This window comes from Streptomyces sp. NPDC037083, from assembly GCF_055606485.1.
Genome location: NZ_JBVJSQ010000005.1, coordinates 19,534 through 37,218, shown reverse-complemented (window position 1 = coordinate 37,218; position 17,685 = coordinate 19,534). Strand labels below are relative to the sequence as shown.

Here is a 17,685-nt window from a genome sequence, read left to right as displayed (position 1 = left end):
CCTGCACACTGGTCCGCATGAACGATTGGCCCGAGGGATGGTCCGACAGCGACCGCGGCAACCGGTACGGAAGCGGCAGCGCGAGCGCACAGCCGGAGAGCGCGCGTGTCATGCGGCAGGTCCGCCGCGGCCGGGCCGCCCCTTCGCAGGGCGCCGCCGTCCCGCCCCAGCCGTCGTACGTCAACGGCCAGGGATACGGGGACTACACCAACGCCCGGCAGACCGGGTACGACAGCGGCTACAGCTCGGGGCAGGTCTACGGCGGCGGGGGCGACTCCGGCGGTCCCGGCGGCCATGACGCCCGTGCCCCGCGCCCCGCGCCGGACTGGCGCCGCCGCATCAAGTGGACGGCGATCTCCGTCGTCACCGTGGTGGTCGTGACGGCCGTCGGCACGTACTTCTGGGCCGACGGCAAGCTCAACCGCGAGGTCGACCTGTCGAAGGTCATCGACCGGCCCGAGGCGGGCGAGGGCACGAACTACCTGATCGTCGGCTCCGACAGCCGTGAGGGCATGTCCGCCGAGGAGAAGAAGGAACTGCACACCGGTTCCGCCGAGGGCAAGCGCACGGACTCGATGATGATCCTGCACACCGGGTCCAACGGCGACACGCTGATCTCGCTGCCGCGCGACTCCGACGTGGAGATCCCCTCGTTCGTGGGCTCCGAGTCCGGCAAGACGTACAAGGGCACCGGGCGGCACGTGAAGCTGAACGCGGCGTACGCCGAGGACGGGCCGGAGCTGCTGGTGCGCACGGTCGAGTTCAACACCGGTCTGCGCATCGACCACTACGTGGAGATCGGCTTCGCCGGCTTCGCGAACATCGTCGACTCGGTCGGCGGCGTCGAGATCGACATCCCGCAGGACATCAAGGACACCAAGTCCGGCGCCGACTTCAAGAAGGGCAAGCAGACCCTGAACGGCGAGGAGGCCCTCGCGTTCGTCCGCACCCGGTACGCGCTCGCCGGCTCCGACCTGGACCGCACGAAGAACCAGCAGAAGTTCCTCGCGGCCCTGGCCAACCAGGTGGCCACGCCGGGCACGATCCTGAACCCGTTCAAGCTCTACCCGACCATGGGCGCCGGTCTGGACTCGCTGATCGTCGACCAGGACATGGGTCTGTACGACCTGGGGTCCATGTTCTTCGCGATGAAGGGCGTCAACAGCGGCGACGGCAAGTCGATGAACATGCCGATCTCCGGCTCCACCGGCGGCAACCTCGTCTGGGACAAGGCGAAGGTGAAGACGCTGGTCGAGCAGTTGAAGAACGACGAGAAGGTCACCGTCTCCGGCAACTGACTGCTGCCGGGGACACAGTCAGGGGCGCCCACGGGGGGGCGCCCCTGAACCCGTTCCGGCGACGGTCACATCGTGGCGCCCGCCATCGTGCGGCACATCTCGGCGCAGCGACGACAGGAGTCCGCGCAGCGCATCATCTGGGGATCGTCCGGCATGGCCATACACGCCTCGGCGCACATGTCGCAGGCCCGCGCGCACATCGCGCACATCTCGGCCGCCATGGGCGAGCGCCGCATCATCATGTCGGCGCACATGCGGGTCATCTCCGAGCAGTCCATCAGCGCGCGCATGATCTGCATCTGGGCCTGGCCGCCCATCTGCAGGCAGGAGCTCATGGTCTCCTCGCACATGCTGTGGCAGGACATGCACGCCTCGACGCAGTCCTGCATCTGCTTGCTCATCGTGGGCATGGTTCCGTGCTGGGTCATGGCTCCTCCTGTGGGTGCGGGGGCCCGGCGGGCCCCGGAGTCCGCCCTTCCGTCGTACGCCCCTCAGCCGTCCGGCGCCATCGGGACGAGCACAACCGTTTCGCACGGTTCGCACCAGAAACCTACGAGAGGTTCCTGGGAACACCTACGAGAGCTCCTGGGAACACCCGACCTCGTCGCCGCGGACGACCCCGAACTCGCCCTGCTCCGCATCCGCCGCACGCACCTTGCGCACCTGCCGGAAGTCCGTGCCCGCGATCACCTTCAGGGTCGGCCCGAGTCCCGGGACGGCGCGCAGTTCGCTGCCCGGCAGGGCCGCCGCCAGGGACTTCGCGGAGCGGTCCCAGCGCGGGTCGTATGCGACGACCGTGCGTCCCACGGCGGGGCCCGCCGCGCTGACAGGCTGCCGCGTCGTGCGGAAGCCCACCGCCGCCAGCGCCGCGTCCACCCGCCGTCCCAGGCCCGGTGTGCGGGTGCCGTTCTCGACCTGGACCCGGATCTGCCCGGGGGCCACCGGCACCCGCACGATCCGGCTGGCGACCGCCCGGGCGGCCCCCGCGAGGGGCTTGTCGTCGCGCAGGGACCGGAACAGGCGCTGGGACCTCACCGGGTCCCATTGCAGCGTCGAGCCGATGCCCTTCACCACGTATCCCATGCGGCCGATGGGGACGGTGGCGAACTCCGAGGAGGCGGGGGAGAAGGTGCGCATCGCCCTGCCCAGGTCGAGCAGCTCGTCGGCGCCGAAGCCCCGGTCCGCCCGTACCGAGCCGAGCACCGCCCGGGTCACGTCCCGGAACCTCAGCGGGTTCAGCAGGACCCCGGAGGAGGTGGCCCGGTCCATCAGGGCCGCCATGAAGCGTTGCTGGCGCTTCATCCTGCCCAGGTCGGAGGAGGCGTCCGCGTGCCGTGAGCGCACGTACTGCAGCGCAGCGCCGCCCTCGAGCGTGTGCCGCCCGGGCGCCAGGTCCAGGCCCGTGTACGTGTCCTTCAGGGGCTCCGCCGTGCAGATCTGCACCCCGCCCAGGACGTCCACCGTCTTCATGAAGCTGGTGAAGTCGACCTCCAGGTAGTGGTCGATCTTCACGTGTGTCATGTTCTCGACCGTGCGCACGGTGAGCTGCGGTCCGCCCTCCGCGTACGCCGCGTTGATCCTGAGCGGGTGGCCGCGGTGCTCCTTGCCGGTCACCTGGTCGGTGTGCGGGGGCGTCAGCGCGTACGAGTCGCGCGGGAGGCTGACCACGCTGGCCCGTTCCCGGTCCTCCGAGATGTGCACGATCATGATCGTGTCGGTGCAGTGGCAGGGGGCCCCGCCCAGGCGGTACCGGAGGCGCTCGGCCGGTGTGATCCGGTCGCGGCCGTCGGTGCCGACCAGCAGGACGTTCATGCCGTGACCGGCCCGCGGACGGTTCTTCATGTCCTTGAAGGGGTCGACCCGGGCGATGCCCGCGTCCAGGCTGCTGATCACCGAGTGACCGATCCCGGCGGCGGCGAGACACACCACGGACAGCGTGGTCACCGCCCGTACGGCCCACCGGGGGCGTCTGCGTCGGACGGGGGGACGCGGCACACGGGGCTGCCCGTGGGGGCGGCGCGGGAACCGGGACGGCGTGGTGGGCATACGGGGCACCTCCGGGCGGCGGCCGTAGGGCGGTGGTAGCCGTTGGAACGGTAGGCCCATACGATCTGCCGACCGGGGCAGCGCACCCGGCGGGGCGGGCCGTGTCCCCCGTTCGCGGTAACGTGAGCCCCCTATGAACGCCAAGCCCGACGTGCAGCTCCCCGCAGTGTCCGTCATCATGCCCGTCCTCAACGAGGAGCGGCATCTGCGCGGAGCCGTCCAAGCGATCCTCGCGCAGGAGTACGCCGGCGAGATGGAGGTCGTGATCGCCATCGGTCCGTCCACGGACCGTACGGACGAGATCGCGGCCCAGCTCGTAGCCGAAGACCCGCGCGTGCACACGGTCCCCAACCCCACCGGGCGCACGCCCGCCGCGCTCAACGCCGCGATCAAGGCCTCCCGCCATCCGATCGTCGTCCGCGTCGACGGGCACGGCATGCTCTCGCCGAACTACATCGCCACCGCCGTGCGGCTCCTGGAGGAGACCGGCGCGCAGAACGTCGGCGGCATCATGCACGCCGAGGGCGAGAACGACTGGGAGCACGCGGTCGCCGCGGCCATGACCTCGAAGATCGGGGTCGGCAACGCCGCCTTCCACACGGGGGGACAGGCCGGCCCGGCGGAGACCGTGTACCTCGGGGTCTTCCGGCGCGAGGCGCTGGAGCAACAGGGCGGCTACAACGAGGAGTTCATCCGCGCCCAGGACTGGGAGCTGAACTTCCGGATCCGGGAGGCCGGCGGGCTGATCTGGTTCTCGCCCGAGCTGAAGGTGTCCTACCGGCCCCGCCCCAGCGTCAGGGCGCTCGCCAAGCAGTACAAGGACTACGGCCGTTGGCGGCACGTCGTCGCCCGCTACCACGAGGGCTCCATCAACCTGCGCTATCTCGCCCCGCCGACCGCGGTGTGCGCGATCGCGGCCGGGATCGTGGTGGGCGCGACACTGACCCCGCTGGGCTTCGTGATCCCCGGCGGCTACCTCGCCGCGATAGCCGTCGGCTCGCTGCCGGCCGGCCGGGGGCTCCCGGCGAAGGCCCGGCTGCAGATCCCCGTCGCCCTCGCCACCATGCACATGTCCTGGGGCCTCGGCTTCCTGACCAGTCCGAAGGCGCTGGCCAGGAAGGTCATCGCGTCGCGGCGGCCCGCGGTCCTCAGCGACTCGCACTGAGCACCGCAAGACGTCCACCGGACCCGGACTACCAGGTGTAGTCCGGGTCCACGTGCATGCACTGCGTGGTGTCGGACGCGTTGATCGCGCCGGCCGTGTCGGGCGTCCTGTCGTTCCTCGCCGGCGCCTTGTACGTCGTCCCCGACCGCCAGTCGGCGCCCACGACGAGCGTGACCCCTGAGACCTCGGTGGACTTCTTCACCTGGCTCGCCGGGACGCCCAGCGCCTTGGCGACCGCCAGGGCGTCGCCCTGCAGGTCGGCGCTCGGGTAGTTGACCACCGTCCTGGCCACGGCCGTGGCCGCCGAGGTGTCGGCGACCGCCCTGGCGAAGCCCTTGCCGGTCAGCGCCTGCGTCACCTCCTTCGCCCGCCCGCGGACCGCCGCCTGGGTGTCCGTGGACGTGCCGTTGTGGACCTGCACCGCGATCTGGCCGTTCGCGGCCGCCGGGTCCGCGGGCGCCGTCGGCGAGGGGCTGGCGGTGGCCTTCTTCGCGTCCTTGCCGTCCAGGGCGACGTCCTCGCGCACCAGACGGAACAACTGCTTGGCGTCGTCCGTCGGCACCACCCGGCTGCCCTGGTAGCGGTTGGGCATCGTCGTCATCGTGATGCGCTCGGTGGGCACCTTCTGCAGCTCGCCCGCCAGGTCGTACATCTTGGTGATGGTGTCCAGGCCGTCGTCCACGGTGATCGCCTTGGTGGCCGCCTCGGCGAGCTTGCGCAGCTTGTTGGGGTTGGTCAGCTTGGCGTTGGCGCGCAGCTCGCGGACCATCGAGTTCATGTACTGGTGCTGTGCCTTGGCGCGGGCCAGGTCGGTGTCGTCCTCGAAGCCGTAGCGGGTGCGCAGCCACTGCAGGGCCTGCTCGCCCTTGACGGAGTGGGTGCCCCGCGTCAGCTTCAGTCCGGAGCCCTTGCCGGTGCTGGTGTGCGAGTACACGTTGGCGTCCACGCAGACCGGGACGCCGCCTATCGCGTCCGCCATCGAGACGACACCCGCGAAGTCGATCATCATGAAGTGGTCGATGTGGATGTCGGTGAGCTTCTCCCAGGTGGCCACCGTGCAGCCCGGTCCGCCCCGGCTGAGCGACGCGTTCGTCATCTCGCCGTAGAGCGCCGGGTACGTCTTCCCGTCGTCCGGGTCGATGCACTTGGGGATGTCCAGCAGGGTGTCGCGGGGCATGCTCACGACCGACATGTTGCTGCGGTCCGCCGAGACGTGCAGCAGCATCTGGACGTCCGCGAGCGGAGGGCCGCCGAAGTCGTACTTGGCGCCGCCGAGCTTCTGGTTCGCCGCGGTGTCACGGGCGTCCGAGCCGATCAGCAGGATGTTCAGCGCCGTCTGACCCTCGGCGTTGGCCTTGGTGTCGGCCGCCCGGTCCTTGGCGTCACCGATGTTCAGGTCGTCGTGCTTGATGTTCGAGTTGAGGTGCTCGTAGTAGAGGTATCCGGCCCCCGCGCCGCCGAGTATGACCACCGCCAGCACGCTCGCCGACCAGCGCAACGCGCGTCGACGTCGGCGTTTGCGGTCCGTCCCCCGGGCGTCCCGGCGCCCGCCGCCGCGTCTGCCGTCGGTGTCGGACGCGTTCTGCCCCTGCTCGTCCTGCCCGGCCGATGACGTCGTGTCCTCGACCGAGGGAACGTCCCCCCGCACCCCGCTGGTCCCCGCCATTCCCCTGCCCCTCCCCGCCGTGCGCCTGACACGGGCCCGTCCCGCGTCCAGTCAGACGCACGACGGGCCCGAAGGGTTACCTACTTGGCGCACTGGACCTTGTCCGCCGTGGACTTCTGGACCGTGTCCGGCACCTTCGTCGGCGCTGTGAGCGAGACGCCGGCGCCCTTGAAGTCCTTGCCCAGCGTCAACGTCATCGTCGGCAGACCCTGGGAGTTCTCGACGCTCTTGCCCGGCTTCAGCGCGGTGCCGGGCAGCCCCATGACGGCGGCCAGCTTGCGGGCCTGCGCGGCCTGGTCGGGCGCGTACTCGAGCGTCGTACGGGCCAGTTGCGCGGGCGCGTTGCCGGCGTTCTCGGATTTCGTCACGCCCTCATCATTCTGCAGCCAGTTAAGAGTCTCCTGTGCGCTGCCGGGGGGAGCCCCGCCGTTCATGACCTGCACCCGCACCTCGGAGGCGGCGGACTGGGCGCCCTTGAGGCGGGCCGCCGCGGCCGCGGCCGCAGCGTCCTTCGAGGCCGCCGCCTTCTCCTTCACCTCGGTGAAGGAGACGTCGTCCCTGATCATCTGGAAGACCGTGGGCGCCGACGTCTTGTCGAGGACGACCGTGGCCTTGACCTTCTCGGCCGGGTTGTCGATGACCGGCACGGTGGTGAAGGTCAGGTTCTTGATGTTGAGCTTGCCCAGCTCCAGGCCCAGGTCCTTCAGCTTGTTGATGCTGTCGAGCTGGGAGTCGACGGTCAGCGCCTTCGTGCCCGCCTCCGCCAGTTTGATCATCTTGGTGGGGCTGGTGAGCGTGTCGTTCGACTTCAGCTTGCGCATCAGGGCGCTGAGGAACTGCTGCTGGATCTGGATCCGGCTCAGGTCGCCGCCGAAGCCGACCGAGTGCCGGGTGCGCACGAAGGCCAGCGCCTGCTCGCCCTCGATGAGGTGGGTGCCCTTCGACAGCTTCAGATGCGAGTCGTCGTCGTCGATGTCCTTGGCCAGACACACCTCCACCCCGCCCACCGCGGTGGTCAGCGTCTTCACCGCGTTGAAGTCGGCGACCATGAAGTTGTCCGCCTGGATCCCGGTCAGCTCGGTGACCGTGCGCACGGTGCAGCTCGGCGTGCGCTCGTCCTGCCCGAGACTGGTGTTGAAGCGGACGTTGTCCGTGCCCTTGATGACCTTGGTGGAACCGTCCTCCTGCTGGGTCTGGCAGTCCGGGACGTCGACGATCAGGTCGCGCGGGATGCTGAGCGCCGTCGCGTTCGTGCGGTCCTTGGAGACGTGCAGCAGGATCGTGGTGTCCGCGTGGCCCACGCTGTTGGCGTCGCCGTAGCCCTCGTTGCCCGAGCCGGTGCGCTTGTCGGTGCCGATCACCAGCAGGTTGATCGCCTTGTCCTTGCTGAAGCCACCGGTGCTCGCGCCGTCGTCGGAGACCGACGTGATGTTGTCGTTGAGGTGCTCGAGATAGAGGTAGGCCGCACCGGCCGTGGCCACCACCACGAAGGCCATGATCCCGCCGGTCCACACCAGGACCTTCTTCGCCTTCGACTTCTGCTTCACCGGCCGGCGTCCGCGCCGGCTCACCGGTTCCTCCGCGGGTACGCCCCGCCGCCGACGCGGACCGGGCACGTCCGCGCCCGCCGCCTTCTCGGGCGACGACGGTGACGGCGACGGCGACTGCCGGTCCCGCTCCGCGGCACGCCCGCGCGCCGAACCCGCCTGACCGCCGCCGGTCCTGCCGGAGGCGGATCTACGAGGTCCGGGCACCGGCGATTGCGGTGCGGAAGGACTCAGTCGCAGTTCGTATTCGCCAGTGTCCGGATTGAGTACCCACTGGTCTGCGGGGTCGATGTTGTCCGCCCGCCCACGGCCTTGCGCGTCCACGGTTGTCCGAATCCTCCGTCGGGGCCACGCGGCGCCTTTCCCCCTCAAAGGCGCTCGGGTCTCGGTCACACGGTGCGCGACCCCAGGAAGGACCTCGCGGCCAGGTGCACCGGATCGCTCACACTATCCGCCCAGTTCAGCGTCGAGCGACGGCCGTGACAAATTCCACGCCCCTACAACCGGGCAATTCGCCCTATTTCTTTGAACTACTGTTCGCGGGAACGGGTCTGCTTGGCAAGCGCTTTACCCGCAGCCCTCCTCGGCGGCCGTGTTGCCGCGGAAAGTGGGAGCGGGCGGGCTGGGCGAATCCGCCTCATAAGCCGCCCCGTTCGCCCGGCCGGACCGATCCGCGGACCGGGCCGCCCCCGGGCCGCCCGGCCTCGAGGAGGGAGACCGCGTGGGAATCTCCCTGGAGACCACCACCGGCGTGTCCGTCCGCAGTCGCTGGAAGAGTCTCTCCGCCTCGGGCTCCACGAGTTGGTCACGATTGGTGTCGTGGACGTACGACTCCCGCGGAACTGTCAGGAATTGCACATGTTCGGTGGGAATGTCCCGCAGGCCGCGCACGAGTTCGTACAGCCCGCGCAGACTCGCCAGGTCCGGGTCGGTGGTGAGGGCGGACGTGGCCGCGTCCAGCACCGGATACAGCTTCACCGGGTTCAGCAGGACGTCATTGCTCTGCACCTTGTTGACCAGCGCCCCGAGGAACCGCTGCTGCCGTTCCATCCGCTCGGTGTCGCTCCCGTCCCCGAGGGACTTGCGGGCCCGCACGTAACCGAGTGCCTGCTCTCCGTCGAGCGTGACCTTTCCGGCGGGCAGGCGCAGCTTGGCGGCCTTGTCGCTGATCGGCTCCTTCAGGCAGACCTCCACGCCGTCCACGGCGTCGACCATGTTCTTGAACCCGCTGAAGTCGACGACGACGTGGTGATCGATCCGCACCCCGGTCAGCTTCTCCACCGTGCGGATGGTGCAGGCCGAACCACCGTTCTGGAAGGCGTAGTTGAACATCGCGAACATCGGCTCGGTACGCGACCCGTCCGGCCGTCGGCACCCCGGCACGTGCACCATCAGGTCACGCGGCAGGGAGACGGCGGTGGCGCTGCGCCGCCCCGCGGCCAGATGCAACAGGATCGTCGTGTCGGACCGCTCGGTCCCGGAGTCCCGCCCGTACTTCTCGTTGCCGTCCCCCGACCGTGAGTCCGATCCGATCAGCAGGACGTTCTGCGCGTCCTTCACCAACGAGGTGGGCCGCTCCTTCGCATACCGCTGGAGCTCCGCCGCCGCGGCGTCGTCGGGCGTGATGTTCCCGTCGAGCTTCGCGTACAGGGCCCACCCGGCCACCCCGACCCCCAGGGCGGCGACGGCCACGGCCCCCGCCCCGTAGCGCACCCACCGCCGCCGACGCCGTCGCACGAGCCCCCGCCCGTCGGCGGACGCCCCGACCCCCGGCCCGAGTGGCCCATCGCCCCGACCCGCGGAGTACGTCACGTCCGATCCACCCCTCCCGCTTCCGGTCCAGCCTCGGCCGCACGAGCGCGTAGAGCTGCTCCTACGACGATGGCGCGAACCGGGGCCCGGGGGTGCCTGGGGATAGACCGAACAGGTGAGGGGGCGAGCGGGGCGGCACCCTTGCCGGCGAGGGTGCCTCGATCCAGCCCGCCCGGCGTTTGAGGCGGAGGCCCGTTCACGGCCGAAGTGGGGCCTGGGGGCAGGGCAGAAGCGGGGCCTGGGGGTGGCAGCCCCCAGGGGCTGGTGGTGGCGGCCCTCGGCGTGGGCCCGCGCCGACGCCGGGTGCCCGTGCGGGGCTGGTGGTGGCGGCCCTCGGGGTGGGCCCGCGCCGATGCCGGGTGCCCGACCGGGGCCGGGGCTGGCGGCCCCAGCGTGGGCCCGCAGCGACGCCGGGTGCTCGTTGTCACCGCCCGCAGCGACGCCGGGTGCCCGCCGTCATCGCCCGCACAGCCCCCTATCGAGCCGTCGCGGACACCCGCTCACTCTCGATCCGCTGGGCCACGGCACCCTCGTCCAGGTTCCGGCACAGCACCACGGACCCCCCGCTCGCCAGCGGCGCGAACAGGCCGGCGCTCAGCCCCTCCCATGTGTCGTACGGCAGGCCCGACAGCAGCCGGGACCCGGGTCCCGTCAGCCCCAGCCCGGACGCGTCCGCCCGCGCCCGCTCCACGATCTCGGCGCCGGTGTACTCGGCCCCGGCCACGATCAGCGCGGGCTCGTCGGGGTCGACGGGGACGTACGGCACGAAGCGGTCCCCGAAGCTCGGCACGTTCACGGCGTAGTCGTCGTACCCCTCCGGGGGGCCCGGCACGAACCGTCGCCCGAGCGGAGCAAGCGACAACGCGTACCGCTCGCCCCGGCACGCCAGCCCCTGCTCGAAGTGCCCGGGCCCGGCCACGACGAAGTCCGCCCGTGACGGGTCGCCGGCCACGTCCGCGACGACACCGGTGGAGGAGCACGCCAGCAGCCACACCGCCGTCTGCCAGTGCGCGGGCAGCAGCAGCGCGACGCGGTCGCCGGGCTCGGCGGACAGCCCGTCCTGGAGGAGGTTCGCGGTCTTGGCCACCCAGTTGGCGAAGGTGGCCACGGACAATTCGACCCGCTCGCCCGTGGCGTCGTCGTAGAAGGTCACCAGGGGGCGTGCGGCATCCGCGGCCAGCGCGGAACGCAGCAGGTCGGCAGGGGTGCGATCGGTGGCAGTCACCCGCAGAAGCGTACGCGCCGCCCACCCGTTCCCACCGGCCGACGGACCTTTGCGGAGCCACCGGTTCGGCGGAACGCAGACCGACAGCCCGTCAACTCCCCGATGGACAGAAATGTATGACCATGTCCAGGATCGGTGGCATGCGTGGATTGCTTGCTACCTCGATCGGTGTCACCTGCGCGGCGGCTCTCGCCCTCCCGCTGACGCCGCCCGCCGACGCGGCGACGGTGCGACCGGCACCGGCCGCGGCGGCGGCGTCCGCCGGGACGGCCAGGGCCACGAGCCCCGACACCCGGACCACTCCAACCCGCCCCGGCCTTCGCGGCCTTCCCGACCTCCCGGGCAGCACCCAGTCGCTGCCCCTCACCCCTCTCACCGACCACCGCGTTCTCGGCGGCGCCGTCCAGGGCCTGCTCCGCCGTGAGGTGGGCCACTTCTCCCTCCTCGGCGTCATCTGGGACGACCCGTCCGCCGAACTCCACGGCCGAGTCCAGGTCCGCACCCGCCCGGCCGGCGCCGACGCCTGGTCCGGCTGGCAGGACGTCGAGACCCACAACGCCGACCACGGCGCCGACCCCGACACCACCGAGAGCGCCTCGGACCGGGTCCGCGGCGCGACGGCCCCGCTCTGGGTCGGTGACTCCGACGGCGTCGAGGTCCGCGTCCGCGCGGAGACCGAACGCCGCACGGAGGACACGGGCCGCGGCGCCCGTACCCTCTCCACCACCGCCCCACTCCCCTCCGGCCTGCGGGTGGAACTGGTCGACCCGGGGGAGGCCGCCCCCGAGCAGGTCTCGGCGGGCCCCCGGCACAGCCGGGCGCTGCTCCCCAGGACCGGCCCCGCCGACGCAGCGAAGGCCCCGGCCGCGACGATCGCGAAGACGACCGGGACGAACGCCGAGGCGATCGGAACGAACGCCGGGACGATCGGAACGAACGCCGGGACGACCGAAGCGGCGGGAACGTCCGCGGTAGCCGGAACGGCCGAGGCTCCGGCCGGGGTCACGGAGGCCTCCGCCGCCAACGCCCCGCTCGCCGCGCCCGGCGCCACGGAGATCCCCGCCCTGGACCGCCCGGCCACCGAACGCGAGCTCTTCGCCCTGCGCGCCGACGAGTTGACGCAGGCACAGCGGGCCAAGCCGTACATCGGCCCGCGTCCGAGCATCGTCACGCGCCGCGGCTGGGGCGCCGACGAGAGCCTGCGGGAGAGCGGCTTCCGGTACACGACGACGGTCAAGGCCGCCTTCGTGCACCACACGGCGTCGGGCAACAGCTACACCTGCTCGCAGGCCCCGTCCGTCATCCGCGGTATCTACCGCTATCACGTCAAGAGCATGGGCTGGCGCGACATCGGCTACAACTTCCTCGTCGACAAGTGCGGAAAGATCTACGAGGGCCGTGCCGGGGGCGTCGCCAAGGCGATTCTCGGCGCCCACACCCTCGGGTTCAACACCAACAGCATGGGGATCGCCGTCATCGGCACGTACAGCAGCACCAAGCCCAACTCCGCCACGGTCAACGCCATCGCCGGTCTGACGGCGTGGAAGCTCGGCCTCTTCGGGGCGAACCCGAAGGGCAAGACATACCTGAGGTCCGGGGGTGGCAACCTCTACGCGAAGGGAAAGAACGTACGACTGAACGTGATCTCGGGCCACCGGGACGGGTTCGCCACGGAGTGCCCGGGCAAACAGCTCTACGGCAAGCTCGGCTCCGCCCGCACGACCGCTGCGCGCTACCAGGGGCGCTGAGACGGGCGGTCACGTTCGGCAGGTCCGGGGCCCGGGGGGCCCCGGAGGCCGTCCATCCCCCGAACGGCCGGAGCACGCATCCAGATGGGGGCACATTCAGCAGCCGTCGGGGGGACAGTCTCCTGAGACTGGGACGGAACGCCAACGGCCTGGAAGTCGCCACACAAGGGTCTGCATACACTGGCCGGCCGAATGACAGTTCGGCCGGTCCCGGCAGGAAGCAGAGACGAAGGTGACAGAAGCGATCCTCCTGGTCGGCGGCAAGGGCACCCGGCTGCGCCCACTCACGGTGCACACGCCCAAACCCATGGTCAGGGCGGCGGGGGTGCCGTTCCTCACACACCAGCTGGCGCGGGCGAGAGCGGCGGGCGTGGACCACATCGTCCTCGCGACGAGCTACCTGGCCGAGGTGTTCGAACCGTACTTCGGCGACGGCTCGGCCCTGGGCCTGCACATCGAGTACGTGACCGAGGACGAACCCCTCGGCACGGGCGGCGCGATCCGCAACGTGGCGTCCCGTCTCAACTCGGCCCCGGACGACCCGGTGCTGGTGTTCAACGGCGACATCCTCACCGGCCTGGACATCGCACGCCTGGTGGCCACCCACGAGACGACGGGAGCGGACGTCTCCCTCCACCTCACCAAGGTGACGGACCCGAGGGCCTACGGCCTGGTCCCCACGGACGAGACGGGCAGGGTCCTGGCGTTCCTCGAGAAGCCCCAGACCCCCGAGGAGATCGTCACCGACCAGATCAACGCGGGCGCGTACGTCTTCCGCCGCTCGCTCATCGACACGATCCCGCGGGGCCGCCCTGTCTCGGTGGAACGCGAGACGTTTCCCGGTCTCCTGTCGGCCGGAGCCCACCTCCAGGGCATGGTCGACTCGACGTACTGGCTGGACCTGGGCACCCCGGCGGCGTTCGTCCGCGGCTCGGCGGACCTGGTCCTCGGCAGAGCTCCCTCTCCCGCGGTCCCCGGCCGCTGCGGCGACCGCCTGATCCTCCCGACGGCGCAGGTCGCGGCCGACGCGAAGCTGACGGGCGGCACGGTGGTGGGGGAGGGCGCGTTCGTCGCGGAGGGCGCGAGGGTCTTCGGCTCGACGATCCTCCCCGGCGCGGTCATCGAACCCGGCGCCGTCATCACCGACTCCCTCATCGGCGCCCGGGCCCGCGTCGGCGAGCGCTCCGTCCTCACCGGCACGGTGGTCGGCGACGGCGCGATCGTCGGCCCCGACAACGAACTCCGCGAGGGCGCGAGGGTGTGGTGCGACGCGAGGATCCCGGCGGGCGCGGTCCGCTTCTCGTCGGACCAGTAGACGGTCAGGAACTGGAGCTGCAACTGGGCAGTGGCCGGAGCCGGAGCAGCAGGAACCGGACCCGGACCCGGCTCCGGAGCTCTGGCAGAGCCGGTCGGGGCAGGGGCGGCGGGGGGCGAAACCCCTCGCACACCTCTCGCCCCGGCTCTCCCGGCCGGAGCACCTCACAGCTTCCCGATGTCCCCCCGAGGCATGCGCGGCGCCCGCCGGGGCGGCACCCGTCCGCTCAGCAGGATCAACCGAGTCGCCCGATGCCGCTGCCCCTCCTGCCCGTCCTCCCGTCCCGCATACGGCTCCAACAACTCCAGCATCACCGAGTCGTCGGCCTCCCGGTCACCGGCCAACGCCCATCCCACGATCCCCGGCAGATGCAGATCGCCCACGGTCACCGCGTCCGCCGCGCCATGACTGCGCTGCACGGTCTCCGCCGACGTCCAGGGTCCGATCCCGGGCACCAGCTCCAGCCGGGTCCGAGCCTCGGCCGGGGGCATCCTCATCGCCTCCTCCAAGCGCCTCGCCACCCGGACCGCCCGCAGAATCGTCGACGCCCGCTTGTTGTCGACTCCCGCCCGGTGCCACTCCCACGACGGGATCAACGCCCATGTCCGAGGCGCCGGCATCACCCACAGCCGTCCGCCCGCCGCGGGTCCCGGCGCCGGCTCGCCGAACTTGCGCACCAGCAGCCGCCACGCCCGATAGGCCTCGTCGGCGGTGACCTTCTGTTCCAGCACCGACGGAATCAACGACTCCAGCACCAGCCCGGTCCGCGTCAGCCTGAGCCCCGGCCGCCGGTGCCGGGCCATCGCCACCACCCGGTGCCGAGGCACGAACGCCTCCGGAGTGTCCGCGGCCCCGAGCATCTCCGGCAACTGCTCCAGCAGCCACTCGGCGCCCGGTCCCCATGCCTCGCCCTGCACCACTCCGTCCCATGCGGTGACGCGCAGGGTGCCCGGCCCGGCCGGCGTCAGGCTGGCCCGCCACACGGACCCGTCCGGCATCGCCCGGAACGTCGGATCGCCCGGCCCTCGCCGCAGCGGCCCCAGCACGAGCCCCAGGTCGAGCGGCCACTTCGGCGCCCAGGTGCGCACCCGCCCGGCCACCGACGCCTGCCGCGGCACGCCGGCGGGCACACCGACATGCCCACCGCGCACGGTCGTGCGGGTGGGCCGAGGAGAGAACCGTCCTGCCACGTTCGACGTCCCGGGCTATACGAAAAAGGGCTGCTACGAGAGTAGGCGCACCCACACGTACATCACCCCACCACGCCCCTACTCCTGTCCCACTCGCCCTCAGGCCCACCGGCAGCCCCGCCGCCACGGGCATCCCGCCCTCACCCGCCCGAAGCCGCGGCCTCACCGCACCTCGACGAAGTCCTCCACCTCTCGCTCCGCCCGTGTCCGAGGCTCCTCGGCCGCATGTCCGACCGCCACCGCTCCCATGGGATCCCATTCCTCCGGCAGCGCGAGCACCTCCCGGACCACGTCCCGGCAGAACATCGTCGACGACACCCACGCGGACCCCAGCCGCTCCCCGGCCAGCGCGACCAGGAAGTTCTGCACGCCTGCCCCCGCCGCGACCACGAACATCTCCCGCTCGGCCGCGTCCCGCCGCTCGTCCCCGTACGTGTGCGACCCGTCCATCACGAGGCACGGAACCACCAGGTACGGCGCGTTGCGCAGCACGTCCCCGCGCCGCACCCGCTTGGCGATGGACTCCTCGGACTTCCCGTCCTCGCGCAGGTCCGCGATCCACGCGTCCCGCATCGCGTCCAGCAGCCGGGTCCGCGCCTCCTGCGACTCCAGCAGCACGAACCGCCAAGGCGTCGTGTGATGCGGCGCCGGCGCGGTGACGGCCGCCGCCACCGCCCGCCGTACCGCCCCGGGGTCGACCGGTTCGTCGGTGAAGGACCGCACGGTCCGCCGCTGCGTGACCGCCAGCCGCACCGCCTCCGACGTCCCGAGCCGGAACATGTCGTCCCGCGCGCCCCGCACGAGCGCCCGAGCCCCCTCCTCGGCGCCCTCGCCCGTGACCAGGTGCCCCAGCCCCCGCACCACGGCCACGGGCAGCCCGGCGGCCTTTCCCTTCACGAGGTCCCCGGCGGCGGCCAGCTCGTCCGCCGTCGCGACGACGGTCGCGCTCAGCGGATTGCCGTACGCGTCCGTGCCCCCGCGCAGATCGTCCAGCACCCGCACCCCGGCGGCCCCGATCGCCACGTCCGTGAGCCCCGCGCGCCAGGGACGCCCGAAGGTGTCGGTGACGACGACCCCGACGTCGACGCCGAGTGCGTCCCGCAGCCCCTCCCGTATCGCCCGCGCCGACGCGTCCGGGTCCTCGGGCAGCAACAACACGGTCCCCGCAGGGGTGTTGGACGCGTCGACCCCGGCTGCGGCCATGATCAGACCCTGCCGGTTCTCGACGATCCGCAGCGTCCCGCGCCGGGCCACCACCCGTACCGTCTCGGCGTCGATCGCGGCCTCACGGTCGTCCGCCCGGACGATACGCCCCTCCGCCTTGGACACGATCTTCGACGTGACCAGCAGGACGTCCCCGTCGGCGAGTCCCGGCCCGGCGGCGGAGATCAGCTTGGCGAGGTCGTCGCCCGCCCGCACCTCGGGCAGCCCGGTCACGGCCCAGACCCGGTAGCCGCTCTCGCTGGACCCGCTCACGCGCCCCGCACCTCCTCCGCCAGCTTCAACGCCTCCCGCGCCATCTGCGCGGTCGCGTCGAGGTCGTTCATCATCAGCGGCACGGCCCGGCAGCGGATCCCGGCGGCCTCCACCCGCTCCACCGCGCCCGAGTCCACGGTGTCGACGAGCCAGCCGTCGAGCAGCCCCGAACCGTAGTGCTCGGCCACCGCCGCGGCCGTCGACTCCACGCCGACCGCCGCGAGCACCTTGTCGGCCATGCCGCGCACGGGCGCGTCCCCGACGATGGGGGACAGGCCCACCACCGGCACCCCGGCCTCGGCGATCGCCTCGCGGATACCGGGCACCGCGAGGATCGTGCCGACGGAGACGACCGGGTTGGACGGCGGGAAGAGCACCACGTCCGCCTCCGCGATCGCCTCCAGCACTCCCGGCGCCGGCTTCGCCTGCTCCGCGCCGACGGGCACGACTGCCTCCGCCGGCACCGACGCCCGCAGCCGCACCCAGTACTCCTGGAAGTGCACGGCCTTGCGCTCACCGTCGACCTCGACGGCCACATGCGTCTCGACCCGATCGTCCGTCATGGGGATCAGCCGCACGCCCGGCTTCCACCGGTCGCACAGCGCCTCGGTCACCGCGCTCAGCGGATAACCGGCGCCGATCATCTGCGTCCGCACGATGTGCGTGGCGAAGTCCCGGTCGCCCAGCCCGAACCAGCCGGGCCCGGCGCCGTACGCCGCGAGCTCCTCCTTCAGGTGGAAGGTCTCCTCGGCCCGCCCCCAGCCCTGTTCCTCGTTGATGCCGCCGCCGAGCGTGTACATCACCGTGTCGAGGTCCGGGCAGACCTTCAGCCCGAAGAGGTGGATGTCGTCGCCGGTGTTGCCGATGACCGTGATGTCCGCGTCCGGCACGGCCTGCTTCAGACCGCGCAGGAACCGGGCACCGCCGATGCCGCCTGCCAGAACCACAATGCGCATGGAGGCAAGTCTTGCAGGCGGCCGCGACAGCGCGACGGGCGGTTGTGGACAACCGCCCGCCTGTGGATATCCCGCCCGCCCACCCGAGCGAACCGCATCCGCCCGCCCGGGCGGACCACCTCCGCCCATCCCGGTGGACCGCGTCCGCCTGTTCGCGTGAGCGGGCCCGCCTGCGCCCACGCGCGCGTGCAGACCGCCTCCGCCTCCCACCCGTGCGCTCGGCCCGCCTCCGCCTCCCACC

13 protein-coding genes are annotated in these 17,685 nt (G+C 71.7%); 4 read left to right on the top strand and 9 right to left on the bottom strand.

The annotated features are described in order from the left end of the window. Positions 1-17: 17 nt before the first annotated feature. A complete protein-coding gene (locus tag ACZ7DE_RS14925; protein WP_470761167.1) occupies positions 18-1,298 on the top strand; it encodes an LCP family protein in 1,281 nt (426 codons plus the stop codon). Positions 1,299-1,363: 65 nt separating this feature from the next. Here the strand turns inward: ACZ7DE_RS14925 and ACZ7DE_RS14920 are convergent, their stop codons facing one another. Together ACZ7DE_RS14920 and ACZ7DE_RS14915 are read right to left on the bottom strand one after the other, a co-directional pair. Next, positions 1,364-1,726, bottom strand: a complete 363-nt coding sequence (locus ACZ7DE_RS14920) for a four-helix bundle copper-binding protein (RefSeq protein ID WP_470761165.1) — start codon at positions 1,724-1,726, stop codon at positions 1,364-1,366. A 145-nt stretch (positions 1,727-1,871) separates the two neighbouring features. Next, complete coding sequence (locus ACZ7DE_RS14915; RefSeq protein WP_470761163.1) at positions 1,872-3,344, bottom strand: LCP family protein; 1,473 nt, start codon at positions 3,342-3,344, stop codon at positions 1,872-1,874. A 133-nt stretch (positions 3,345-3,477) separates the two neighbouring features. Between ACZ7DE_RS14915 and ACZ7DE_RS14910 the strand changes: the two genes are divergently transcribed. Beyond that, positions 3,478-4,509 carry a glycosyltransferase family 2 protein gene (locus ACZ7DE_RS14910; protein WP_470761161.1) on the top strand — a complete coding sequence of 344 codons (1,032 nt, stop codon included), beginning with the start codon at positions 3,478-3,480 and terminating at the stop codon, positions 4,507-4,509. A 28-nt stretch (positions 4,510-4,537) separates the two neighbouring features. On the opposite strand, the gene ACZ7DE_RS14905 is transcribed toward ACZ7DE_RS14910, so the two are convergent. From ACZ7DE_RS14905 to ACZ7DE_RS14890, 4 genes are all read right to left on the bottom strand, one after another. Continuing rightward, positions 4,538-6,175 (bottom strand): LCP family protein, encoded by a 1,638-nt coding sequence (locus tag ACZ7DE_RS14905; protein WP_470761159.1) that lies wholly within the window; start codon positions 6,173-6,175, stop codon positions 4,538-4,540. Between the two features lie 80 nt (positions 6,176-6,255). Beyond that, complete coding sequence (locus ACZ7DE_RS14900; protein ID WP_470761157.1) at positions 6,256-8,046, bottom strand: LCP family protein; 1,791 nt, start codon at positions 8,044-8,046, stop codon at positions 6,256-6,258. Positions 8,047-8,289: 243 nt separating this feature from the next. Next, the gene (locus tag ACZ7DE_RS14895; protein WP_470761156.1) at positions 8,290-9,534 is read right to left on the bottom strand and encodes an LCP family protein; all 1,245 of its coding nucleotides are present in this window, start codon (positions 9,532-9,534) and stop codon (positions 8,290-8,292) included. A gap of 475 nt (positions 9,535-10,009) precedes the next feature. Beyond that, entirely contained in the window at positions 10,010-10,759 is a 750-nt protein-coding gene (locus tag ACZ7DE_RS14890) for a TIGR03089 family protein (RefSeq protein ID WP_470761154.1), read from the bottom strand. Positions 10,760-10,899: 140 nt separating this feature from the next. Between ACZ7DE_RS14890 and ACZ7DE_RS14885 the strand changes: the two genes are divergently transcribed. Beyond that, positions 10,900-12,507 carry a peptidoglycan recognition protein family protein gene (locus tag ACZ7DE_RS14885; protein ID WP_470761152.1) on the top strand — a complete coding sequence of 536 codons (1,608 nt, stop codon included), beginning with the start codon at positions 10,900-10,902 and terminating at the stop codon, positions 12,505-12,507. A gap of 232 nt (positions 12,508-12,739) precedes the next feature. Further along, positions 12,740-13,822: a mannose-1-phosphate guanylyltransferase gene (gene manB, locus ACZ7DE_RS14880; protein WP_470761151.1), complete on the top strand. Its 1,083-nt coding sequence runs from the start codon at positions 12,740-12,742 to the stop codon at positions 13,820-13,822. Positions 13,823-13,986: 164 nt separating this feature from the next. On the opposite strand, the gene ACZ7DE_RS14875 is transcribed toward manB, so the two are convergent. The 3 genes from ACZ7DE_RS14875 to cofD all read right to left on the bottom strand — a co-directional run bounded on the left by ACZ7DE_RS14875 (position 13,987) and on the right by cofD (position 17,444). After that, positions 13,987-15,012 carry a DNA-3-methyladenine glycosylase family protein gene (locus ACZ7DE_RS14875; protein WP_470761149.1) on the bottom strand — a complete coding sequence of 342 codons (1,026 nt, stop codon included), beginning with the start codon at positions 15,010-15,012 and terminating at the stop codon, positions 13,987-13,989. 162 nt (positions 15,013-15,174) lie between these two features. Then, a complete protein-coding gene (locus tag ACZ7DE_RS14870; RefSeq protein WP_470761147.1) occupies positions 15,175-16,488 on the bottom strand; it encodes a coenzyme F420-0:L-glutamate ligase in 1,314 nt (437 codons plus the stop codon). Next, positions 16,485-17,444, bottom strand: coding sequence for a 2-phospho-L-lactate transferase (gene cofD, locus ACZ7DE_RS14865; RefSeq protein ID WP_470761145.1), 960 nt, complete (start codon positions 17,442-17,444; stop codon positions 16,485-16,487). Before cofD ends, ACZ7DE_RS14870 begins: the two co-directional genes overlap by 4 nt. Positions 17,445-17,685 lie beyond the last annotated feature (241 nt).